At 61.5% G+C, this 22,941-nt stretch carries 19 protein-coding genes and 5 tRNA genes; 7 read left to right on the top strand and 17 right to left on the bottom strand.

Annotation, left to right across the window (positions count from 1 at the left end; all coding sequences use genetic code 11):
- Positions 1-50: 50 nt before the first annotated feature.
- The 4 genes from leuB to leuC all read right to left on the bottom strand — a co-directional run bounded on the left by leuB (position 51) and on the right by leuC (position 4,195).
- Positions 51-1,133, bottom strand: coding sequence for a 3-isopropylmalate dehydrogenase (leuB, locus tag M1D99_RS10170; RefSeq protein ID WP_207966796.1), 1,083 nt, complete (start codon positions 1,131-1,133; stop codon positions 51-53).
- A 66-nt stretch (positions 1,134-1,199) separates the two neighbouring features.
- Complete coding sequence (locus M1D99_RS10165) at positions 1,200-1,964, bottom strand: class I SAM-dependent methyltransferase (protein WP_186707437.1); 765 nt, start codon at positions 1,962-1,964, stop codon at positions 1,200-1,202.
- 156 nt (positions 1,965-2,120) lie between these two features.
- Complete coding sequence (gene leuD, locus M1D99_RS10160; RefSeq protein ID WP_003203864.1) at positions 2,121-2,765, bottom strand: 3-isopropylmalate dehydratase small subunit; 645 nt, start codon at positions 2,763-2,765, stop codon at positions 2,121-2,123.
- 11 nt (positions 2,766-2,776) lie between these two features.
- Complete coding sequence (gene leuC / locus M1D99_RS10155; RefSeq protein WP_186707436.1) at positions 2,777-4,195, bottom strand: 3-isopropylmalate dehydratase large subunit; 1,419 nt, start codon at positions 4,193-4,195, stop codon at positions 2,777-2,779.
- A gap of 157 nt (positions 4,196-4,352) precedes the next feature.
- On the opposite strand from leuC, the gene M1D99_RS10150 reads away from it, so the two are divergent.
- Both M1D99_RS10150 and M1D99_RS10145 read left to right on the top strand, forming a co-directional pair.
- The gene (locus tag M1D99_RS10150; protein ID WP_186707435.1) at positions 4,353-5,243 is read left to right on the top strand and encodes a LysR family transcriptional regulator; all 891 of its coding nucleotides are present in this window, start codon (positions 4,353-4,355) and stop codon (positions 5,241-5,243) included.
- A 71-nt stretch (positions 5,244-5,314) separates the two neighbouring features.
- The gene (locus M1D99_RS10145) at positions 5,315-8,593 is read left to right on the top strand and encodes a PAS domain S-box protein (RefSeq protein WP_434574967.1); all 3,279 of its coding nucleotides are present in this window, start codon (positions 5,315-5,317) and stop codon (positions 8,591-8,593) included.
- Positions 8,594-8,823: 230 nt separating this feature from the next.
- On the opposite strand, the gene M1D99_RS10140 is transcribed toward M1D99_RS10145, so the two are convergent.
- The 11 genes from M1D99_RS10140 to uvrB form a co-directional block, all read right to left on the bottom strand.
- Positions 8,824-9,276, bottom strand: a complete 453-nt coding sequence (locus tag M1D99_RS10140; protein ID WP_186707433.1) for an Hsp20 family protein — start codon at positions 9,274-9,276, stop codon at positions 8,824-8,826.
- 120 nt (positions 9,277-9,396) lie between these two features.
- The gene (locus tag M1D99_RS10135; RefSeq protein ID WP_186707432.1) at positions 9,397-10,356 is read right to left on the bottom strand and encodes a tRNA dihydrouridine synthase; all 960 of its coding nucleotides are present in this window, start codon (positions 10,354-10,356) and stop codon (positions 9,397-9,399) included.
- 515 nt (positions 10,357-10,871) lie between these two features.
- On the bottom strand, positions 10,872-11,321 hold the full coding sequence (locus tag M1D99_RS10130; RefSeq protein ID WP_186708733.1) for an acyl-CoA thioesterase: 450 nt from the start codon (positions 11,319-11,321) through the stop codon (positions 10,872-10,874).
- A 45-nt stretch (positions 11,322-11,366) separates the two neighbouring features.
- Positions 11,367-12,200: an alpha/beta fold hydrolase gene (locus M1D99_RS10125; RefSeq protein WP_186708730.1), complete on the bottom strand. Its 834-nt coding sequence runs from the start codon at positions 12,198-12,200 to the stop codon at positions 11,367-11,369.
- A gap of 28 nt (positions 12,201-12,228) precedes the next feature.
- Complete coding sequence (locus tag M1D99_RS10120) at positions 12,229-12,768, bottom strand: TetR/AcrR family transcriptional regulator (protein ID WP_058546579.1); 540 nt, start codon at positions 12,766-12,768, stop codon at positions 12,229-12,231.
- 179 nt (positions 12,769-12,947) lie between these two features.
- Positions 12,948-13,023 (bottom strand) — tRNA-Glu (locus tag M1D99_RS10115).
- A gap of 75 nt (positions 13,024-13,098) precedes the next feature.
- Positions 13,099-13,174, bottom strand: a tRNA-Ala gene (locus tag M1D99_RS10110).
- Positions 13,175-13,227: 53 nt separating this feature from the next.
- A tRNA-Glu gene (locus tag M1D99_RS10105) sits at positions 13,228-13,303 on the bottom strand.
- A 79-nt stretch (positions 13,304-13,382) separates the two neighbouring features.
- Positions 13,383-13,458, bottom strand: a tRNA-Ala gene (locus M1D99_RS10100).
- A gap of 146 nt (positions 13,459-13,604) precedes the next feature.
- Positions 13,605-15,086, bottom strand: coding sequence for a glutamate--tRNA ligase (gltX, locus tag M1D99_RS10095; protein ID WP_411385178.1), 1,482 nt, complete (start codon positions 15,084-15,086; stop codon positions 13,605-13,607).
- A 229-nt stretch (positions 15,087-15,315) separates the two neighbouring features.
- Entirely contained in the window at positions 15,316-17,331 is a 2,016-nt protein-coding gene (gene uvrB, locus M1D99_RS10090) for an excinuclease ABC subunit UvrB (protein ID WP_186708725.1), read from the bottom strand.
- Between the two features lie 332 nt (positions 17,332-17,663).
- On the opposite strand from uvrB, the gene M1D99_RS10085 reads away from it, so the two are divergent.
- Positions 17,664-18,860 carry an amino acid aminotransferase gene (locus tag M1D99_RS10085; RefSeq protein ID WP_250965490.1) on the top strand — a complete coding sequence of 399 codons (1,197 nt, stop codon included), beginning with the start codon at positions 17,664-17,666 and terminating at the stop codon, positions 18,858-18,860.
- 293 nt (positions 18,861-19,153) lie between these two features.
- Here the strand turns inward: M1D99_RS10085 and M1D99_RS10080 are convergent, their stop codons facing one another.
- Entirely contained in the window at positions 19,154-19,381 is a 228-nt protein-coding gene (locus M1D99_RS10080; protein ID WP_014337443.1) for a hypothetical protein, read from the bottom strand.
- A 235-nt stretch (positions 19,382-19,616) separates the two neighbouring features.
- On the opposite strand from M1D99_RS10080, the gene M1D99_RS10075 reads away from it, so the two are divergent.
- The 3 genes from M1D99_RS10075 (at position 19,617) to M1D99_RS10065 (ending at position 20,407) form a co-directional block, all read left to right on the top strand.
- Positions 19,617-19,692, top strand: a tRNA-Asn gene (locus M1D99_RS10075).
- 248 nt (positions 19,693-19,940) lie between these two features.
- Entirely contained in the window at positions 19,941-20,135 is a 195-nt protein-coding gene (locus tag M1D99_RS10070) for a hypothetical protein (RefSeq protein ID WP_003203896.1), read from the top strand.
- Between the two features lie 89 nt (positions 20,136-20,224).
- A complete protein-coding gene (locus M1D99_RS10065; RefSeq protein WP_186708722.1) occupies positions 20,225-20,407 on the top strand; it encodes a hypothetical protein in 183 nt (60 codons plus the stop codon).
- On the opposite strand, the gene M1D99_RS10060 is transcribed toward M1D99_RS10065, so the two are convergent.
- Positions 20,404-21,465, bottom strand: coding sequence for an AI-2E family transporter (locus tag M1D99_RS10060; protein WP_186708721.1), 1,062 nt, complete (start codon positions 21,463-21,465; stop codon positions 20,404-20,406). The two genes, M1D99_RS10065 and M1D99_RS10060, sit on opposite strands and share 4 nt — an antisense overlap.
- A 148-nt stretch (positions 21,466-21,613) precedes the next feature.
- Between M1D99_RS10060 and trhP the strand changes: the two genes are divergently transcribed.
- On the top strand, positions 21,614-22,939 hold the full coding sequence (gene trhP, locus M1D99_RS10055) for a prephenate-dependent tRNA uridine(34) hydroxylase TrhP (RefSeq protein WP_434574955.1): 1,326 nt from the start codon (positions 21,614-21,616) through the stop codon (positions 22,937-22,939).
- Positions 22,940-22,941: the final 2 nt, after the last annotated feature.

Genomic DNA, 22,941 nt, shown 5'->3' with positions numbered 1-22,941 from the left:
ACTACACCTATACAAAAGTGGGCCACCGTCGAAGCGGTGGGCCCGAAAGATTACAGATTCCGCAGCGCCGCGACTACTGCATCGCCCATTTGCTGCGTACCGACTTTGGTACAACCTTGCGACCAGATATCACCGGTGCGCAAGCCTTGGTCCAAGACCACGCTGACGGCTTTCTCGATCGCGTCGGCGGCATCGTTCAAGTTGAAGCTGTAGCGCAGCATCATCGACACCGACAGGATGGTCGCCAATGGGTTGGCAATGCCTTGCCCGGCGATGTCCGGCGCCGAACCGTGGCACGGCTCGTACATGCCCTTGTTGTTGGCGTCCAGGGAGGCCGACGGCAGCATGCCGATGGAACCGGTGAGCATCGACGCTTCGTCGGACAGGATATCGCCGAACATGTTGTCGGTGACGATCACGTCGAATTGCTTCGGCGCACGCACCAGTTGCATGGCGGCGTTGTCGACGTACATGTGGCTCAGCTCGATGTCCGGGTAATCCTGGGCCACCTGCTCGACCACTTCACGCCACAGTTGGCTGGAAGCCAGCACGTTGGCCTTGTCCACCGAGCACAGCTTCTTGCCACGCACGCGGGCCATGTCGAAGCCGACCCGGGCGATACGGCGGATTTCGCTTTCGCTGTACGGCAGGGTGTCGTAGGCCTGGCGCTCGCCGTTTTCCAGCTCACGGGTGCCACGCGGGGCGCCGAAGTAGATACCGCCGGTCAGCTCACGGACGATGAGGATGTCCAGGCCCGAGACGATTTCCGGCTTCAGGCTGGAGGCATCGGCCAGTTGCGGGTAAAGGATCGCCGGGCGCAGGTTGCCGAACAGGCCCAGTTGCGCGCGAATCTTCAACAGGCCGCGCTCAGGGCGGATGTCGCGTTCGATCTTGTCCCATTTCGGGCCGCCCACGGCGCCCAGCAGCACGGCATCGGCGGCACGGGCACGATCCAGGGTTTCATCGGCCAGGGGCACGCCGTGCTTGTCGATGGCGGCGCCGCCGATCACGTCGTGGCTGAGTTCGAAGCCCAGGCCGTACTTGTCGTTCGCCAGTTCCAGGACCTTGACCGCCTCGGCCATGATTTCCGGACCAATGCCATCACCTGGAAGAATCAGAATCTGCTTGCTCATGCTTTCCTCATTTGCTCTGTCGACACGGGCCCGGGCTTCGTACCCAAGGCCGGGCCGGGAAAAATGCTATCGCTCGGCCCACAGCACCAGTACATCTGTACTGAACGAACCATCGGCCTCAATCTCAAAATATTCACGCACTTCGTCGCCCATCGAACGCTGCAGCTGGAGAATCGCCGCACGCATCACCTCGGGCGTGCGCATGCGCTCGACCCAGGAGCGGTACTCCAGGCGCAGGCGCTGGCGCGAGGTGCTGCGGGTGTGCAGCCCCGCGTCACTGACCTGGCGCAACCATTCGTCGGCCGAATAATCGCGCACATGGCTGGTGTCGCGCAGCACTTCGATGCTTTGCAGGTACGTGTCCAGCAATGGCATGCCCGGCGACAGGATGTCGATGAACGCCATCACCCCGCCCGGCTTGAGCACCCGCCGTACTTCCCGCAGCGCCAGGCCGAGGTCGCTCCAATGATGCGCCGAATAACGGCTGAACACGAAGTCGAACTCAGCGTCGGCGAACGGCAGGCGTTCGGCGGCGCCACGAACCGTGCTGATATTGCCCAAGCCACGCTCGGCAGCCGCCGTGGCGACCACGTCAAGCATCTGCTGGGACAAATCATAAGCCACCACTTCACCAGCCAGTGGCGCCACATGGAAACTCACATGGCCAGCGCCGCACCCCAGGTCCAGCACACGGGCATCGCCACGCCCGGCCAGCGCAGCCTGTAGCAGCGCGAATTCAGCACCCTGGGCGTGCACGGCACTGCTCAGGTAGGCCGAGGCCTGTTCACCGAATTGCTTTTGGACGACTTGGCTGTGGGCGGTGCTGGTCATGGGGACTTCCTTTTGGGGTGTAGCCTTGTGGTGTCGGTACTGCCGCCTTCGCGAGCAAGCCCGCTCCCACAGGGGCTTTGTGAACGCCGCAAATCCAGTGTGGGAGCGGGCTTGCTCGCGAAGGGGCCAGCGCTGACTACATCAATCTCAGGTCAATCAAGCATCGCGAAACAACCAAGGCTGGCTCGCCCGGTGCTTGGCTTCGAACGCGGCAATCGCCTCGCCGTCCTGCAAGGTCAGGCCGATGTCATCCAGGCCGTTGAGCAGGCAATGCTTGCGGAACGCATCGATCTCGAAACCCAGCACCTTGCCGTCGGGACGGGTTACGGTCTGGGCGGCCAGGTCGATCTGCAGTTGATAGCCAGGGTTGGCCTCGACCTGCTGGAACAGTTCATCCACGTCAGCATCGCTGAGGATGATCGGCAGCAAGCCGTTCTTGAAGCTGTTGTTGAAGAAGATGTCGGCGTAGCTCGGCGCGATGATGCTGCGGAAACCGTATTCTTCCAGGGCCCATGGCGCGTGCTCGCGGCTCGAACCGCAGCCGAAGTTCTCCCGGGCCAGCAACACGCTGGCGCCCTGGTAGCGCTCGGCGTTGAGCACGAAATCCTTGTTCAGCGGCCGCTTGGAGTTGTCCTGGTACGGCTGGCCGACATCCAGGTAGCGCCATTCGTCGAACAGGTTCGGGCCGAAACCGGTGCGCTTGATGGACTTCAAGAACTGCTTGGGAATGATCTGGTCGGTGTCGACGTTGGCACGATCCAAAGGCGCGACAAGACCGGTGTGCTGGGTAAAAGCTTTCATGCTGCGCTCCTTCAGATCAATTCGCGGACGTCGACGAAACGGCCGTTGACGGCGGCCGCGGCGGCCATGGCCGGGCTCACCAGGTGCGTACGGCCACCGGCGCCTTGACGGCCTTCGAAGTTACGGTTGGAGGTGGAGGCGCAATGCTCGCCCGACTCCAGGCGATCTGGGTTCATCGCCAGGCACATCGAGCACCCTGGCTCACGCCACTCGAAACCGGCTTCGAGGAAAATCTTGTCCAGCCCTTCCGCTTCGGCCTGGGCTTTCACCAGGCCCGAGCCCGGCACCACGATGGCCTGCTTGATGGTCGAGGCCACCTTGCGGCCCTTGGCGATCACCGCTGCGGCGCGCAGGTCTTCAATCCGCGAGTTGGTGCAGGAACCGATGAACACGCGGTCGAGCTGAATGTCGGTGATCGCCTGGTTGGCGCTCAAGCCCATGTATTTCAAGGCGCGGACAATGGAATCGCGCTTGACCAGGTCCATTTCCTTGGCCGGATCCGGTACGTTCTGGTCCACGGCCAAGACCATTTCCGGGGACGTGCCCCAGCTGACTTGCGGCTTGATCTGCGTCGCGTCGAGCTCGACCACCGTGTCGAACTTGGCATCGGTATCGGAGACCAGGTCTTTCCAGGCCTCGACCGCCATGTCCCATTCCGCGCCTTTTGGCGAGAACGGGCGGCCCTTGACGTATTCCACGGTTTTTTCATCGGCGGCCACCAGGCCGACGCGGGCGCCGGCCTCGATGGACATGTTGCAGATGGTCATGCGGCCTTCGACGGACAAGTCGCGGATCGCGCTGCCAGCGAACTCGATGGCATGGCCGTTACCGCCGGCGGTGCCGATCTTGCCGATCACGGCCAGGACGATGTCCTTGGCGGTCACCCCGAACGGCAACTTGCCTTCGACGCGCACCAGCATGTTCTTCATTTTCTTGGCTACCAGGCACTGGGTGGCGAGCACATGCTCCACCTCGGACGTGCCGATGCCATGGGCCAGGGCGCCGAAAGCGCCGTGGGTCGAGGTGTGCGAGTCGCCGCAGACCACGGTCATGCCGGGCAAGGTCGCGCCCTGCTCCGGGCCGATGACGTGGACGATGCCCTGGCGCACATCGTTCATCTTGAATTCGACGATGCCGTATTCGTCACAGTTATCGTCGAGGGTCTGGACTTGCAGGCGCGAGACCTGGTCGGCAATCGCTTCGATACCGCCCTTGCGCTCCGGCGTGGTCGGTACGTTGTGGTCCGGGGTCGCGATGTTGGCATCGATGCGCCACGGCTTGCGCCCGGCCAGGCGCAGGCCTTCGAAGGCCTGCGGCGACGTCACTTCGTGAATGATGTGACGGTCGATGTAGATCAGCGCCGAGCCATCGTCGCGCTGCTTGACCAAATGCGAATCCCAGAGCTTGTCGTAGAGCGTTTTGCCGGCCATCAGACGGTTTCCTCATCAGCTTGTTTCTATGCCCCGGGCCTTGAACGAATCAATAACCCCTTGGCTTGTGAGGCTGATCCTATGGGGTTACATTAAATAACTCAAATTCATATTTTTCATGCTTTGCATAACCAACTGGAATCCGACCGGAACCGCCATGGACCTCGCCAACCTCAATGCTTTTATTGCCATCGCCGAGACGGGCAGTTTCTCCGGCGCCGGCGAACGCCTGCACCTGACCCAGCCGGCCATCAGCAAGCGTATTGCCGGTCTTGAGCAGCAGCTCAAGGTGCGCCTGTTCGACCGCTTGGGTCGTGAAGTGGGCCTGACGGAGGCCGGCCGAGCCCTGTTGCCAAGGGCTTATCAGATCCTCAACGTGCTCGACGACACCCGCCGCGCCCTGACCAACCTGACCGGCGAAGTGACCGGGCGCCTGACCCTCGCCACCAGTCACCACATCGGCCTGCATCGCCTGCCGCCTTTATTGAGAGAGTTCACCCGCCGCTATCCCCAGGTGGCGTTGGACATCCAGTTCCTGGATTCGGAAGTGGCCTACGAAGAAATCCTCCATGGCCGGGCGGAACTGGCCGTCATCACCCTCGCCCCCGAACCCCACACGCTGGTACGGGCCACGCCGGTGTGGGACGACCCCCTGGATTTCGTGGTCGCCCCGGAGCATGCCTTGCTGGAGAAGGGCGCGGTGAGCCTGGCGGACATCGCCTTGCATCCGGCGGTGTTCCCCGGGGGCAACACCTTTACCCATCACATCGTTCAACGGCTGTTCGAGGCCCAGGGCCTGACGCCGAACATCGCCATGAGCACGAATTATCTGGAAACCATAAAGATGATGGTCTCCATCGGCCTGGCCTGGAGCGTCCTGCCGCGCACCATGCTCGATGAACAGGTGGCGCGCATTCCTTTACCGGGCATACAGCTCAGTCGCCAGCTAGGCTATATCTTGCACACCGAACGGACGCTATCGAACGCCGCACGGGCTTTCATGGCCTTACTGGACGCACAAATCGATTTGCCAAGGAAAAAGGCATAGGTTGTGCCACGCCTGTAGGGCCTTGAATGCTTGTGCTTAATGCCCACACCCGCTCAAGGCTCGCTAGAAAAATGCCCAAACCCGCTGACCATCTCCCGCCCCTGCCGCGCATCCAGGCGCTCGACCCGAAGCGGTCCGAGCAAAGCTGGGACAGCGCGCCACAGTTGCTGGCCGCCCTGAACGGCGCGCGGCTGGGCGCCTGGTCGTGGGACATCGAGAGCGGACGGATCAGTTGGTCCCGCGGCACCCAGGCGCTGTTCGGCTTCGATCCGCGCCAGCCGTTGCCAGCCGACGTGGACTACCTCGACCTGCTGTTGCCCGAAGACCGGGCCAGGGCCGTGCGCGCCTTTCATGCGGCAGTGGCCGGGGCGCCGCTGGAGCAGGCGATGCACCATCGCATCGTCTGGCCCGACGGCAGCCTGCACTGGCTGGAGATCAGTGGCAGCGTGCTGCCCGACAAACACGGTCGGCCGCGCATGATCGGGGTGATTCGCGAAATCACCCATCAGCGCGAGCGGGAACAGGCGCTGCGCAGCTCGGAAAAACGCTTCGCCACGCTCTTTCATCTGTGCCCGAACATGGTCCTGCTGACCCGCCAGGAAGACGGCCTGATCAGCGAGGCCAACCAGTATTTCGAAAGCCTGTTCGGTTGGCCGGTGCATGACGTGATCGGCCGCACCACGCTGGAGCTGGGCTTGTGGGTTGACCCCAAACAGCGGGCGAAACTGGTGGAGGCGACCAAGGCCAAAGGTGAACTGATCAGCATGGAGGTGGAATTCCGGGCCAGCAACGGTCAGATCCATAACGGGATTCTCAGTGCGCAGAAAGTCGAACTCGAAGGCCAGCCGTACCTGCTGAGCACCTTCCTCGACACCACAGAGCGCAAACTCGCCGAGCAGGCGCTCAAGGACAGCCAGGAACGCCTGGACCTGGCCCTCGATTCGGCGCAACTGGGCACCTGGGACTGGCACATCCCCAGCGGCATGCTCTACGGCTCGGCCCGGGCCGCGCAGCTCCATGGCCTGGAACCCAAGCCGTTCCACGAATCGTTTGATGCGTTTTTCGAAGGGGTCCCCACGGAAGAACGCAATAACATGCGCAACGCCTACCGCAGCCTGCGGGAAGGCCCGGCGGGCAACTACCAGCTGACCTACCGCGTGCAACTGCCGGACGGCAGCTCGCGCTACCTGGAAAGCCGCGCCCGCCTCTACCGCAACAACGACGGCAGCCCCTTGCGCATGGCCGGGACCTTGCTGGACATCACCGACCAGGTGGAACGCGAACAGAGCCTGGCCGCTTCGGAAGAGAAATTCGCCACGCTGTTCCAGGTCAGTCCCGACCCGATCTGCGTCACCCACCAGGACAGTGGTCGGTTCCTCGAGATCAACTCCAGCTTCACCCAGACTTTTGGCTGGACCACCCGCGACGTGATCGGCCTCAGTGCCGACCAAATTGGCCTCTGGGATGCCTCGGGCAGCAGCCTGCAACGCATCGAACGGGTGATCCGTGAACAATCGCTGAACAATGTCGCCATCGTCGTTCACCATAAGGACGGCCAGCCGCTGACCTGCGTGATTTCCAGCCGGCAAATCAACGTTGGCAACCAGCCGTGCATCGTCACGACCTTGCGCGACATCACGCAGCAGCAACGCTCCGAAGCCGCCCTCAAGGCCAGCGAGGAGAAATTCGCCAAGGCGTTTCATTCCAGCCCCGACGCCATCACCATCACCGAACTCGAAAGCGGTCGCTACCTGGAGGTCAATGACGGCTTCTGCCGGCTGACCGGCTACCGCGCCGACGAAGTGATCGGGCGTACGGTCCACGAAGTGGGCATCTGGGCCGAAGAAAAACAGCGCGCCGCCCTGCTGGCCGAACTGCAACTCAAGGGTCGTGTAGTCCACCAGGAAATGCTCGGGCGCAATAAACGAGGGGAAATCCTTACGGTGGAGGTCTCGGTCGAGCCCATCACCCTCAATGAAACCGCCTGCCTGCTGCTGACCGCCCGGGACGTCAGCCTGCTGCGCAACGCCGAAGCCCAGATCCGTCACCTGGCCTATCACGACTCGCTGACCAACCTGCCCAACCGGGCCTTGCTGTTGGACCGCCTGAGCCAGCAGATCGCCCTGCTCAAGCGTCACAACTTGCGGGGTGCCCTGCTGTTTCTCGACCTGGACCACTTCAAGCACATCAACGACTCCCTCGGTCACCCGGTGGGCGATACCGTGCTTAAAATCATCACCGCCCGCCTGGAAGCCAGCGTGCGCCTGGAAGACACCGTTGCACGACTGGGCGGCGACGAGTTCGTGGTCTTGCTCAGCGGCCTGGAAGGTTCGCGCAGCCAGGTCAGCAAGCAAGTGCAGACCCTGGCCGACACCCTGCGTGAACTGCTCTCGGAACCCATGTTTCTCGATGGCCAACGCCTGCAGGTCACGCCTAGCATCGGCATCGCGCTGATCCCCGACCACGGTTCCACGCCCACCGATTTGCTCAAGCGCGCGGACATCGCGCTGTACCGCGCCAAGGATTCGGGACGCAACACCTCGCAGATGTTTCACAACACCATGCAAAAAGCTGCCAGCGAACGGCTGCGCATGGAAACCGATCTGCGCCAGGCCCTGGCCCGCGGCGAGTTCAGCCTGCATTTCCAGCCTCAGGTCGATGCCAGGGACAACCGCATCGTCGGCGCCGAAGCCCTGGTGCGCTGGCACCACCCGGAGCTCGGGGCCCAATCGCCCAATGAATTCATCAAAGTGCTGGAAGACAGCGGCCTGATCCTCGAAGTCGGGACCTGGATCCTCGATGAAGCCTGCGACGGCTTCAAGCAACTGATCGCCAAGGGCAAGATCGACCCGCAGCGATTCAGCCTGTGCGTCAACATCAGCCCACGGCAGTTCCGCCAGAGTGACTTCGTCGAACGCATCGAAAACAGCCTGGCCCACCACGGCCTGCCTTGCTCGCTGCTGAAACTGGAGATCACCGAAGGCATCGTGATCCAGAACCTCGACGACACCATCGCCAAGATGCGCCGGCTCAAGAAATTGGGGGTGAGCTTCGCCATGGACGATTTCGGCACCGGTTATTCGTCGCTGACCTACCTCAAGCGCCTGCCGGTGGACACACTGAAAATCGACCAGTCATTCGTGCGCGACGCCACCAGCGACCCCAACGACGCCGAAATCATCCGCGCCATCGTCGCCATGGCCCGCAGCCTCAACCTGATAATGATTGCCGAAGGCGTGGAGACCCTGGAGCAATTGCACTTCCTGCAAGGGCTCGATTGCCATTTGTACCAGGGTTACCTGCACAGTCGGCCGTTGCCGCTGGAGGCGTTTGAGCGGTTGTTGCCGTAGGTGTTCGGGATAGGGAGCTTTTGTGGCGAGGGAGCTTGCTCCCGCTGGGCTGCGCAGCGGCCCCAAAAATAGAAGATTCGCCTCAGACCAGCATGACGCACCGAGTTGACTGGTTTCAGGGTCGCTTCGCGCCCAGCGGGAGCAAGCTCCCTCGCCACAATTGATCTTCCATACCCCCACCAAAAAATGAAGAAGGGCGCCATATGGCGCCCTTCTTCAGTTGCGATGCATCAGTTTTGCAGCGCGGGTTGCTGCTGCGTCCCGTTGATCGGGATGCGCTTGGCTTTCGCCTCTTCCGGAACCACTCGCAACAGGTCGATGCTCAACAGACCGTTACGCAGGCCAGCGGACTTGATCTCGATATGGTCCGCCAACCGGAAGGACAGCTTGAACGCACGCTGGGCAATGCCCTGGTGCAGGAAAGTGACGCTGTCGTTGCTGGCTTCACGCTTGCCGCCACTGATGGTCAGCACACCTTTTTCCACTTGCAGGTCCAGGTCTTCTTCCTGGAACCCGGCGGCGGCGACCACGATGCGGTACTCGTCATCACCGTGTTTTTCCACGTTGTAGGGTGGATAGCTGCTGCCTGGTTCGTTGCGCAGGGCGGTTTCGAACAAATCGTTGAAACGGTCGAAGCCTACCGAGGAACGGAACAGGGGGGCCAGCGAAAATGCAGTACTCATGATTCAAATCTCCTGAAAAATTCAGCAAGGTTTTTTGTCTCCGCGACCCGAATTCGGCATCGCGTAACCCCTATCTAGGGTCCGCCAAATACTTTTCAAGAGGTTTTTCTGAATTTTTTTTCAGGCCGCTTCGGTGCGCTGAACTCCCAGCAAATGCCCCACCGCGTCGAGGTCGGTTTCCCGGCGCAGGGCGGTAAACAGCGCCACCGCTTCGGGGTAATTGCGGGTCAACATCGCCAGCCACTGCTTCAGACGGCCCGGCGCCTGGCGCGGAGTCAGTTGCTCGACCACTTGCACCCAGAAGTCGTGGAGCATCGGTTGCAGCTCGGCCCAGGACATCTCGACCACCTCTTCGCCAGCCCGGGCGGCGGCGATCTGCCGGGCCAGGTCAGGGCGGGAAACGAGGCCGCGACCGAGCATGATGTCCTCGACACCGCTGATTTCGCGGCAACGGCGCCAATCCTCGACACTCCAGATATCGCCATTGGCGAACACCGGCACCTTGACCACTTCCTGGACGCGGGGGATCCACTCCCAATGGGCTGGGGGCTTGTAGCCGTCGACCTTGGTTCGCGCATGCACCACGATATGCGCCGCGCCGCCTTCTGCCAACGCCGTGGCACAGACCAATGCACCGTCCGGGCTATCGAAACCCAGGCGCATCTTGGCCGTGACGGGAATGTGTTTCGGCACGGCGCGGCGCACGTGCTCGACAATTTCGTTAAGCAGTTCCGGTTCCTTGAGCAATACCGCCCCGCCCCGGGATTTGTTCACCGTCTTGGCCGGGCAACCGAAGTTCAGGTCGATCACCTCCGAGCCCAATTCACATGCCAACGCGGCGTTTTCCGCCAGGCATACCGGATCGGAGCCGAGCAACTGCACCCGCAACGGCACGCCGGCAGCCGTTTGGGCACCGGTCAGCAGCTCAGGAGCGAGCTTGTGGAAATAGGCCGGCGTGAGCAGACGGTCGTTGACGCGGATGAACTCGGTGACACACCAGTCGATACCGCCAACACGGGTCAGGACATCCCGCAGGATGTTGTCGACCAACCCCTCCATGGGCGCCAGGGCAATTTGCATGGAAACACACACTCGAACGAAAAACGTGCGGCAGTTTACCGGATTTTGCTCACATTTCCGGCATCCACCACAAATCCCTCGTGGGAGCGGGCTTGCTCGCGAAAGCGGTGGGTCAGCTTGCAGTGATGCTGGATGGGCTGCCGTCTTCGCGAGCAAGCCCGCTCCCACAGGGTTCCGAGGTGTTCACGGAATTGGAGTCCACCATCAATCCCTGTGGGAGCCGAGCCTGCTCGCGATGGCGGTGGGTCAGCTTGCGAAGATGCTGGATGTACCGCCGCTATCGCGAGCAAGCCCGCTCCCACAGGGTTCCGAGGTGTTCACGGAATTGGAGTCCACCATCAATCCCTGTGGGAGCCGAGCTTGCTCGCGATGGCGGTGGGTCAGCTTGCATTGATGTTGGATGTGCTGCCGTCTTCGCGAGCAAGCTCGCTCCCACACAGATCCTGGAGCGTTCAAAATCCTGCACTCACCACAAATCCCCTGTGGGAGCCGAGCTTGCTCGCGATGGCGGTGGGTCAGTCCATGAGGAGGCCAGATGAGTTCAGCGCCACGCCATAGCCTTCGATGAACTCCGGCGGCATGCGCTTGGGCCGGCCGCTGGACAGTTCGATGCAAACAAAGGTGGTCTGGGCCCGCAGCAGCGTGGTGTTGTCGCTGGGACGGACCAGCTGGAAATGCCGGGTCATTTTCAGGCGCTGGTCCCAGTCGACGATCCAGGTCGCCAATTGCAACTCGTCGCCTTCATAGGCGGCCGCCAGGTAATCGATTTCATGGCGCACCACCGCCATGGCTCGATCCAGGCGCCGGTACTCCACCAGGTCCAGGCCCAGGCGCTGGGAATGGCGCCAGGCGCAGCGCTCGAGCCAGGTGACGTACACCGCGTTGTTGGCGTGGCCCAGCCCGTCGATGTCTTCGGCATTGACCTGAAGATCAATGATGAATGGCGTTGCCCGATCCCAGCCCATGCCCCTCTCCCGGTCGAATTTGGATGGGGGCAGTGTACCGGATGCTCAAGCCGATTGCCGCGCTTGCAGGCTGCGACCGGCCAGCAGTGATAACACGCCATCAATGACACGAGGATCGGCCAGCACCCGCTGATGCCCGCCCTGCGGCAGTCGCAGCAAGCGACTATCGAACCAGGCCTCATGAATCAACTGCGACTCCTTGACCGAAACCGATGTGTCGTCCTCGGCATGGACGATCAACCCCGGCACGTCCAGCTGATAATGCGCTACATCCATCTTCGAGGCCGGCATGCCCACATCGTTTTCCACCTGGCGAATGAAGGCCGAACGCGCCTTGGGCGGCAGGCCCATCATCCGGGAGAAACCGCGCAGCACCCCAAGAATGCGCGCAGGCGCGGCGATGCTGACCAGCGTCTCGGTACGCAACCCCAGCTGGACGGCCAACATGGCACTGGCGCCGCCCATGGAATGCCCGATCACCGCCTGCAACGGCGGCAACTCGGCGGCGGCTTCGAGCATGGCCCGGGCGAACAACAGGACATTCGCCTCGCGACCCGGCGAGCGACCATGGGCCGGACCGTCCAGTGCCACGACCGTGTAACCGGCGTCTACCAAGGCGGTGATCAGCGCCGCGAACTGGGTGGGCCGCCCTTCCCAGCCGTGCATCAGCAGGACTGCCGGACCTTTGCCCCAGCGTAAGGCCGAGAGACCGAAGCGCAAGGTGACTCGTTGGGACGTCGCCAGCAGCGGCAGTTCCCAATCCCGTGGCGGCAAGTTTCGAGGGCGCATGAACAGCGAGCGCATCTGTTTTGCCACCAAGCCCGGAGCTACCCAACCCAGCGTGCCATTGACGCCACGAATCCAGCTCAACCTGTCCATCGCTCATCTCCAGGGCTTGCGCCTCAGTTCAACGCACCGCCGACTTGGCGGCACGCAGCAAACGATCCGATAACTCTCCCGGGCCCAATGCCCGTGCCAGGGCCAGGCCACCGACCATCAAGGCGATGTCGGCCAAAGCCTTGTCGGCGTCCTCCGGGCTGGCCGCCAATTGCGCGACCATCAACTCGATGTGCTCATTGAGTACTTCACGAAACGCATCCGGCAGCCGCCCGAGTTCACCGACCGACGCCGGGATCGGGCAGGCTTGCTCGGTGGAATCGCGGTGCTTGCGTGACAGATAGAACGCGGCGACCAGGGCGCGCCGCTCTTCGCCTGTCAGCTCCCCGTCCATATCCGCGATCAAGCCGCGGCGGCGATTGAGCAATTGCTTGAAAGCCTCCAGCATCAAGGCATCCTTGCTTTCGAAATGGGCGTAAAAACCGCCCACCGTCAGTCCGGCTGCGCCCATCACCTCGCCCACGCTCGGCTCTGCCGGCCCACGCTGGATCAGCGCGTCGCTGGCGGCCTTGAGAATGCGTTCACGGGTTTGTGCCTTTTTATCGCTCATCGTCGCCTCCGAATATTACGATTGAAATATTATCCATGTAATAATTTTCCGCAAGCGGAAATTTTGACCGCCGGTCAGAAGTGTTTTTCAAGGATAGGAAATTGGCCGAACGCCAGACAAACAAAAGGGCCATTCAAGAATTGAATGACCCTTATAAAATCCCGCAGAGCGGGTAATCGTGGCGTCCCCTAGGGGACTCGAACCCCTGTTACCGCCGTGAAAGGGCGGTGTCCTAGGCCACTAGACGAAGGGGACACAAACCTTCTAACGTGATCAGTGCTGAGAACTGATCGCTTCAAGGCCGGTGTGGCCAGACCTTGAAGTGTAAATTGGTGGAGCTAGACGGGATCGAACCGTCGACCTCTTGCATGCCATGCAAGCGCTCTCCCAGCTGAGCTATAGCCCCGGATTTTTCGCCTCGCGGCGGAGCGACATCTTGCAACATCGCTTCTGTAAAACTGGCGTCCCCTAGGGGACTCGAACCCCTGTTACCGCCGTGAAAGGGCGGTGTCCTAGGCCACTAGACGAAGGGGACGCAAACCCTTCTATACAACTGATCAACGCTGAGTGTTGATCGCTTCAAGGCCGGCGTGGCCAGGCCTTGAAGTGTAAATTGGTGGAGCTAGACGGGATCGAACCGTCGACCTCTTGCATGCCATGCAAGCGCTCTCCCAGCTGAGCTATAGCCCCTCATCGCTGAGGACGGGGCGAATCTTAAGGGCGTATCGGAGGGCTGTCAAATTTATTTTCAACAAATTTGAAAATTTTTTGCCGGGATAACAATCACTTACCGACAAACCCCGGAAAACCGGGGTATGTCCTGCCTCATGGAGCGCTTAGGCGATCGCGCCCAGCAGTTTTTCCCACTCCTTGTTTTCCTTCTTCGACACGCCACCGAGCAGATCGATGGCCTGGCGCAGACGGAAACGGGTCAGGTCCGGCCCGAGGATTTCCATCGCATCGAGCACCGACACCGAGCTGGCCTGGCCGGTAATGGCGGCGAACATCAACGGCATGGCATCGCGCAATTTCAACTCCAGCGACTCCACCACGGCCTGGATGGTCGCGGTGATGCTGTCCTTCTCCCACTGACGCAGGCTTTCCAGCTTCCACAGGATCAGTTGCATCAACTGGCGCACCTGGTCGCCGGAGAGCTTCTTGGATTCGAACAACTTCGCGTCCGGCGTCACGCCACCGGCGAAGAAGAAGCCGGCCAGCGGAGCGATCTGGCTGAAGGTCTCTACCCTGCCCTGCACATGGGGAGCGATCTTCATCATGTACTCAGGGTTCAACGCCCACTTCTGCACGCGAGCGGCAAACTCTTCCACCGGCAGGTCCCGCAGCCACTGGCCATTGAGCCACGACAGCTTCTCGACGTCGAAGATCGGCCCGCCCAGGGAGACGCGCGACAGGTCGAAATGCTCGACCATTTCCTGCAGCGAGAACTTCTCGCGTTCGTCCGGCATCGACCAGCCCATGCGACCCAGGTAGTTGAGCATGGCCTCGGGCATGAAGCCCATGCGCTCGTAGAACGTCACCGAGGTCGGGTTCTTGCGCTTGGACAGCTTGCTCTTGTCCGGGTTACGCAGCAGCGGCATGTAGCACAGCTGCGGCTGTTCCCAGCCAAAGTACTCGTAGAGCAGGATCAGTTTCGGCGCCGACGGCAGCCATTCTTCACCGCGCAGGACGTGGGTGATGCCCATCAAGTGATCGTCGACCACGTTGGCCAGGAAGTACGTCGGCAGGCCGTCGGTCTTCATCAGCACTTGCATGTCCATGCGATCCCACGGGATCTCGACATCGCCACGCAGCATGTCCGGCACGACGCAGACGCCTTCGGTCGGTACTTTCATGCGAATCACATGGGGCTCGCCAGCGGCCAGGCGACGGGCGACTTCTTCCTTGGACAGCAGCAGCGCCCGGCCGTCGTAGCGCGGGGTTTCGCCACGGGCCATTTGCTCGGCGCGCATCTGGTCCAGTTCTTCGGCGGTGCAGAAGCAAGGGAACGCATGCCCCATGTCCACCAACTGCTGGCAGTACTGCTTGTAGATCTCGCCGCGCTCGCTCTGGCGATACGGGCCGTGCGGGCCGCCGACGTCCGGGCCTTCGCTCCAGTCAATCCCCAACCAGCGCAGGGCATCGAAGATCTGCTGTTCGGACTCGCGGGTCGAACGCAACTGGTCGGTGTCCTCGATCCGCAGGATGAACTCGCCGCCATGCTGCTTGGCAAAGCAATAGTTGAACAAAGCGATATAGGCGGTGCCGACATGGGGATCGCCAGTAGGCGAAGGCGCGATGCGGGTGCGGACGGTGGTCATGGCATGTCTCGGAAAGAATATAAAAGCGAAGATCGAACAGGGGGCGAATGGTAACAGGCGATGGCGGGCGGGCTCCAGTGAGAGCGGGATTTGTGTGGCATCTCCCAGACCGAGTCGCCTCCTTCGCGAGCAAGCCCGCTCCCACAGGAGATCGCATGCAGCCTGAAAGACTCGGTCAACTGTGGGAGCGGGCTTGCTCGCGAAGAGGCCATCGAAACCACCGCAAAACTCAAACGGTCAGCAACCGCTCCCGCAACTTGCCAATCTCATCGCGCAATTGCGCCGCCGCCTCGAACTCCAGGTCCCGGGCCAGTTGGTACATTTTCTCTTCCAACTGCCGGATACGCTTGGTGATTTCGCTCGGCGAGCGCAGTTCGGCCTCGTAGCGGGCGCTCTCTTCGGCGGCCTTGGCCATGCCCTTGCGCTTCTTGCTGCGTGAGCCGGGCACGGTGGCGCCTTCCATGATGTCGGCGACGTCCTTGAACACGCCCTTGGGGGTGATGCCGTTGGCCAGGTTGAAGGCGATCTGCTTGTCGCGGCGGCGCTCGGTCTCGCCGATGGCCCGCTCCATGGAACCGGTGATGCGGTCGGCGTACAGAATCGCCCGGCCATTGAGGTTACGTGCCGCGCGACCAATGGTCTGGATCAACGAGCGCTCGGAACGCAGGAAACCTTCCTTGTCCGCATCGAGAATCGCCACCAGCGACACTTCCGGCATGTCCAGACCTTCGCGCAGCAGGTTGATGCCCACCAGCACATCGAAGGTGCCCAGGCGCAGGTCACGGATGATCTCGACCCGCTCCACCGTGTCGATGTCCGAGTGCAGGTAACGCACCCGCACGCCATGGTCGGCCAGGTAGTCGGTGAGGTCTTCGGCCATGCGTTTGGTCAGCGTGGTGACCAGCACCCGCTCCTCCACCGCCACGCGCTTGGTGATCTCCGACAGCAGGTCATCGACCTGGGTCAGGGCCGGACGCACCTCGACTTGTGGGTCCACCAGCCCAGTCGGCCGTACCACTTGCTCGACGACGCGACCGGCATGCTCGGCCTCGTAGTTGCCAGGCGTGGCCGAGACGAAAATCGTCTGCGGGCTCACGCTCTCCCATTCGTCAAAACGCATCGGCCGGTTGTCCAGGGCCGAGGGCAGGCGGAAACCGTACTCCACCAGTGTTTCCTTGCGCGAACGGTCGCCTTTGTACATGGCGCCGACCTGGGGCACGCTGACGTGGGATTCGTCGATCACCAGCAAGGCATCGGCGGGCAAGTAGTCATACAACGTCGGCGGCGGCGCACCCGCCGGGCGACCCGACAAGTAGCGCGAGTAGTTCTCGATGCCGTTGCAGTAGCCAAGCTCCAGGATCATCTCCAGGTCGAAGCGGGTGCGCTGTTCCAGGCGCTGGGCTTCCACCAATTTGTTGTTCGAACGCAGGTACTCCAGGCGCTCCTGCAACTCGACCTTGATCCCTTCGATGGCGTCCAGCAGGGTTTCCCGAGGCGTCACGTAGTGGCTCTTGGGGTAGAAAGTGAAGCGGGGCAACTTGCGGATCACTTCGCCGGTCAGCGGGTCGAACGCCGAGAGGCTCTCCACTTCATCGTCGAACAGCTCGATGCGGATCGCTTCCAGGTCCGATTCCGCCGGGTAGATGTCGATCACATCGCCGCGCACCCGGAACGTCGCCCGGGCGAAATCCATGTCGTTGCGGGTGTACTGCAAGTCCGCCAGGCGCCGCAGCAAGGCACGCTGGTCGAGTTTGTCGCCACGGTCCACGTGCAGCACCATCTTCAGGTAGGTTTCCGGGCTGCCCAGACCGTAGATGCACGACACCGTGGTGACGATGATCGCGTCCTTGCGCTCGAGCAACGCCTTGGTCGCCGACAGTCGCATCTGTTCGATGTGATCGTTGATCGAGGCATCCTTCTCGATGAAGGTGTCCGAGGACGGCACGTAGGCCTCGGGCTGGTAGTAGTCGTAGTAGGAAACGAAGTACTCCACGGCGTTGTTCGGGAAAAACGCCTTGAACTCTCCATAGAGCTGCGCCGCCAGGGTCTTGTTCGGCGCCAGCACCAGGGTCGGGCGCTGCACCTGGGCGATCACATTGGCGATGCTGAAGGTCTTGCCCGAACCGGTCACACCGAGCAACGTCTGGTGCGCCAGCCCGGCCTCGATACCCTCGACCATCAGGCGGATGGCTTCCGGCTGATCGCCGGCGGGCTGGAAGCGGGTGACTAGCTGGAATTCAGACATGACATAACCTCTGGATTCACCCCTGTCGGCCAGCCGACAGGAACGAGAAAGACCGAAACGACTGATGTCGTCCGAGGAAAAAGCTGGGATGCACACAATGTGGAGGTGAATGCCTTCGCTTTCAAGACGAACGTCCTACACGCCTTGAAGACTTTGACGCGGCGAGAGGACTAACGGTCGAAAAAAATCGAAAAAACTTACCGTAAAAGCCGAATCGCCTGTCGCCGTGCCGGGTGATGGCCTCTATACTAGCTCCCCGTTTGTGCACCGCTCTAGTGCATTCGGCTGGAGCGCCACACGTCCCCTCACTCTCCATTCAGAGCCGCGCACTAATGAGCCTGTTTTCCGCTGTCGAATTGGCACCCCGCGACCCCATCCTGGGCCTCAACGAAGCTTTCAACGCCGACACCCGTACCAATAAGGTGAACCTGGGGGTGGGTGTTTACTGCAACGAGGAAGGGCGCATTCCATTGCTGCGCGCCGTTGTCGAAGCCGAGACGATTCGCGTGGCTCAGCACGTTTCCCGTGGTTACCTGCCAATCGACGGCATTGCCGCCTACGACCAGGCCGTGCAGACCCTGCTGTTCGGCAAGGACTCGGCGCTGATCGCTTCCGGCCGCGTCATCACCACCCAGGCCGTGGGCGGCACCGGCGCACTGAAGATCGGTGCCGACTTCCTCAAGCAACTGCTGCCTGGCGCCGTCGTCGCCATCAGCGACCCGAGCTGGGAAAACCACCGCGCCCTGTTCGAAACCGCCGGCTTCCCGGTGCAGAACTACCGCTACTACGACGCCGCCACCCACGACGTGAACCGCAGCGGCCTGCTGGAAGACCTCAACGCCCTGCCCGACCGTTCGATCGTTGTGCTGCACGCTTGCTGCCACAACCCGACCGGCGTGGACCTGAGCCCGGAAGACTGGAAAAACGTGCTGGCGGTCGTCAAGGCCAAGAACCACGTACCGTTCCTGGACATGGCCTACCAGGGCTTTGGCGAAGGCATCGACGAAGACGCGGCGGCCGTGCGCCTGTTCGCCGAGTCGGGGCTGACCTTCTTTGCCTCCAGCTCGTTCTCCAAATCGTTCTCGTTGTACGGCGAGCGCGTTGGCGCCCTGTCGATCGTCAGTGAATCGAAGGAAGAAAGCGCCCGCGTGCTGTCCCAGGTCAAACGCGTGATCCGCACCAACTACTCCAACCCGCCAACCCACGGCGCCAGCATCGTCGCCGCTGTGCTCAACAGCCCCGAGCTGCGCGCGCAATGGGAAGCCGAACTGGCCGAAATGCGCCTGCGGATTCGCGGCATGCGCGACCAGATGGTCGACATGCTGGCCAAGGCCGCGCCGCACCACGACTTCAGCTTCGTCGCCCGCCAGAGCGGGATGTTCTCCTACTCCGGCCTGACCGTTGAACAAGTGACGCGCCTGCGCAACGAGTTCGGCATCTATGCCCTGGACACCGGTCGCATCTGCGTGGCCGCGCTGAACCAGAACAACATCGATGCGGTGACCAAGGCCATCGTCCAGGTGATCTGACGCCTCGACGCTGGATGAAAAAACGGGAAGCCATTGGCTTCCCTTTTTTTGACCCGATGTTTTTGTGGCCTGCTTCTGTAGCCTGCTTCTGTGGCGAGGGAGCTTGCTCCCGCTGGGCTGCGCAGCAGCCCTAAAACCAACCACCTCGGTATTTCAGACTGATTTAACCAAGCATTTTGGGGCTGCTTCGCAGCCCAGCGGGAGCAAGCTCCCTCGCCACAAAAGCAAAACCACAAAAGCAAAACCACAAAAACAAGACCACAAAAGCACCGGGCACGACACTCTGGCTGAAGCTACAGCTCCGTAGCCCGCTGGCTCGCCGCATCGTCATAGATGACATACAACGACTCGGCAACCTGGCTCTTGATCGCCTTGGTGCTTTCCAGCCCCAGGACAAACCCCTCGGCCTTGCCACCGGCGCGATTCAGCGCCTCGGCGGTGCTGGCCTGGGTAATGGCGTCGTACAATTTCTCGGCATGAGGCCCCACGCCCTTGGGCAAACTGATCTGGGCGGTACTCACAGGCACACCTGCGCGCAACGGGCTGTGTGAAGGGGTAACAGATGGTTCATGGCACGTACCTCAATGTCGGCGAATGGCCGGCAGCGCGTCCTGCCACTTCCGGGCAACCATGGTAGCCCTCTCCTGCCCATGCGGTAACTGCCAATCGTTGATTGTCCTTCAATGGGCAGCAGGAATGCGCCGCCCGGCAATAGACGCTTGACTTCTCTTTTCCAATCAGTAACATACGCGCCATTCCGCGATAGCTCAGTTGGTAGAGCAAGTGACTGTTAATCACTGGGTCCCTGGTTCGAGTCCAGGTCGTGGAGCCAGACAGCAACACACAAAAAGCCCCTGGTTCGAAAGATCCAGGGGCTTTTTTGTGGGCAAAAAACAGATGGATGGCCATATAAGCCTGGCCGAGGTCGCTGCCGGAACAACAATCCGACACCAAAAAGGCAATATGGTCCGGATCCTGCTTTCTTTTTCCGACAACCCAAGCTGTCACGTGAGCGTCATGACAGGGCCGCACACTGGTCCTGTCCGCCAACAACAGCTTCATAAAAACAAGGACGAAGGTATGCCCACACAAAACCCCCATCGCATTGTCGGCCTGTGCACCTCCAGCAAGGTGTACAACGTACTGACCGAACTCAAGCAACTGGAAGGCCACCGCAGCGCCAAATTCCTTTCCCTGCTGGCGGAAAACCTGGTGCGCAAGGGCCTGCTCAATGAGCAGGAAGTGGTGCACATGCTCGATCTGGTCGTCGATTGAGCGGCATCGATTCCTACTATTGAGCCAGTTGATTTTCCGTCCTTCCCCCTGAGCCTTAAGGTAACCCCATCGATTGATGGAGGTTTCCCATGCCCAAGGTTCAAATCATGTCTGTCATTGGCAGCGCCGTCCCCGCCCCACTCCGGGAGCTCGGGTTGCTGGCCTGCTGGTATCTGGTGCAGGACGGCGTGACCATCAGCGGCCCGCTGACTTCACTGCCTGCCGCCGAGGCACTGTCACAACGTATCGGCCCCTACCTGATGAACGCCTAGGGCAGTTGCACCCGCGGTGAGCCTTCGACAAACAAGGCCCAGCACGACATGAACAGCGCCGCGATCAGCGGCCCGATCACGAAGCCGTTCAGTCCGAACACCGCCAGCCCACCCAGTGTCGAGACCAGCACCAGGTAGTCGGGCATCTTGGTGTCCTTGCCCACCAGGATCGGCCGCAGGAAATTGTCCACCAGGCCAATCACGAACACCCCGAACAACGTCAACACCACGCCCTGCCAAATCGCTCCCGAAAGCAGGAAATACACCGCCACCGGCGCCCAGACAAGGCCTGCCCCCACCGCAGGCAACAATGACAGGAACGCCATCAGCACCGCCCAGGGCAATACCGTCGGGATCCCCAGGATCCAGAAGATCAGCCCACCCAGCGCACCTTGGGTAATGGCGACCAACAGGTTGCCTTTCACGGTAGCCCGCACCACCCGATTGAATTTCAACTGCAAGCGGCGTTTTTGATGTTCCGCCAAGGGAATGGCCGTGCGCACCTTGCGCACCAGCTCCGCACCGTCGCGCAGAAAGAAGAACAGCAGATAGAGCATCACGAAGAAGCTGACCAGGAACTGAAAGGTACCCTGGCCGAAACTGAAGGCCTGGGTGGCGAAGAATTCGCTGCCCTGCATCGCGCTCTTGACGATCTTGTCACGCAAGCCGTTCAGGTTGCCCAGGCCGAAGCGGTCCAGCAGGTGCTGGAAGTACGGCGGCAAGGCATCCTTGAAGCGGGCCAGGTAATCGGCAATGTCCAGCTCACCGCTTTCCAGGCTCTTGTACAGCGCCGCTCCCTCCTGGACCAGCAACATGCTGATGACAATCACCGGTAGGATCGCGATGACCACACAGATGCTCAAGGTGAACAACGACGTGAGATTGCGGTGCCAACCGAACTTGAACTGCAGGCGGCGCTGCATCGGCGCAAAGACGATACCCAGGATCACCGCCCAGAATACCGCCCCGTAGAACGGCAGCAGAATCCAGATAAAGGCGACCGTGACCAGCACCAGCAGCAACATCTGGGCTTTGTTTTGCAGCATCTTTCGATTCATCAGCTTTCCATGTCCAAAGGCGAGATACACATTAGTCAGCCAGGACTCGCCGGAGTGCCGTCACGCTTGCACTGTGCCCTTGATCCAAGTCAATAAGGCCTGGCCGACCCTGGCGTACCCTCCGCGCTTTTTGCGACCCGCCCCCACCATGACCCTCGCCGCCCCCGAACTGCTGGCGCCCGCCGGCACCCTGAAAAACATGCGTTATGCCTTCGCCTACGGTGCCGACGCGGTGTACGCCGGCCAGCCGCGCTACAGCCTGCGAGTGCGCAACAACGAATTCGACCACGGGAACCTGGCCTTGGGCATCGCCGAGGCCCAGGCCATGGGCAAGCGCTTCTACGTGGTGGTGAACATTGCCCCGCACAACGCCAAGCTGCGGACCTTTCTCAAAGACCTCGAACCGGTGATTGCCATGGCACCGGACGCGCTGATCATGTCCGACCCGGGGTTGATCATGCTGGTTCGCCGGCATTTTCCGCAGATGCCAATTCACCTGTCGGTGCAAGCCAACACGGTGAACTGGGCGAGCGTTGAGTTCTGGCAGCAGCAAGGTCTGTGTCGGATCATCTTGTCCCGGGAACTGTCCCTGGAAGAAATCGCCGAGATTCGCGAGCAAGTCCCGGCCATGGAGCTGGAAGTGTTCGTCCATGGGGCGCTGTGCATGGCCTATTCGGGGCGCTGCCTGCTGTCCGGTTATATGAACAAGCGCGATGCCAACCAGGGCAGCTGCACCAACGCCTGCCGCTGGAAATACTCGGCGCAGCCGGCGGTGGAAAATGCCGTGGGCGACATTGTGCAGAGCTATCAGCCCGAACCGACCCTGGGCCTCGGCGCGCCCACCGACCAGGTGTTTCTACTCCAGGAAGCCAATCGCCCGGACGAGTCCATGCCGGCCTTCGAGGATGAGCACGGCACCTACATCATGAACGCCAAGGACCTGCGGGCCGTGCAACACGTCGAGCGCCTGGCGCGCATGGGCGTGCATTCCTTGAAGATCGAAGGCCGCACCAAGTCGCACTTCTATTGCGCGCGCACCACCCAGGTGTATCGCCGGGCCATCGATGATGCGGTGGCCGGCCGGGAATTCGATCGCGGCCTGATGACCGACCTGGAGTCCCTGGCCCAGCGTGGCTACACCGAAGGCTTCCTGAGACGCCACGTGCATGACGAATACCAGAACTACCAGAACGGCAGCTCAGTGTCGGAGCGCCAGCAGTTCGTCGGCGAACTGACCGGCGAACGGCGCGAACGCCTGGCCGAAGTGCGGGTGAAGAACCGTTTTGGCCTGGGTGATCACATGGAACTGATGACCCCCAAGGGCAACTTTCACTTCGACCTGCATCAGTTGCAGGACATCAAGGGCCAGGCCATCGAAGTGGCACCGGGGGATGGGCATGTGGTGTACGTGCCGATCCCGGATGCGGTGGATCTGCGGTTTGGGTTGTTGATGCGGGATGTGCGTGAGCCATAGTC

This window comes from Pseudomonas sp. R3-41 (genome assembly GCF_054161485.1).
The sequence above is the reverse complement of the archived record's forward strand: the minus strand, read 5'-3'. Positions and strand labels throughout refer to the sequence as shown.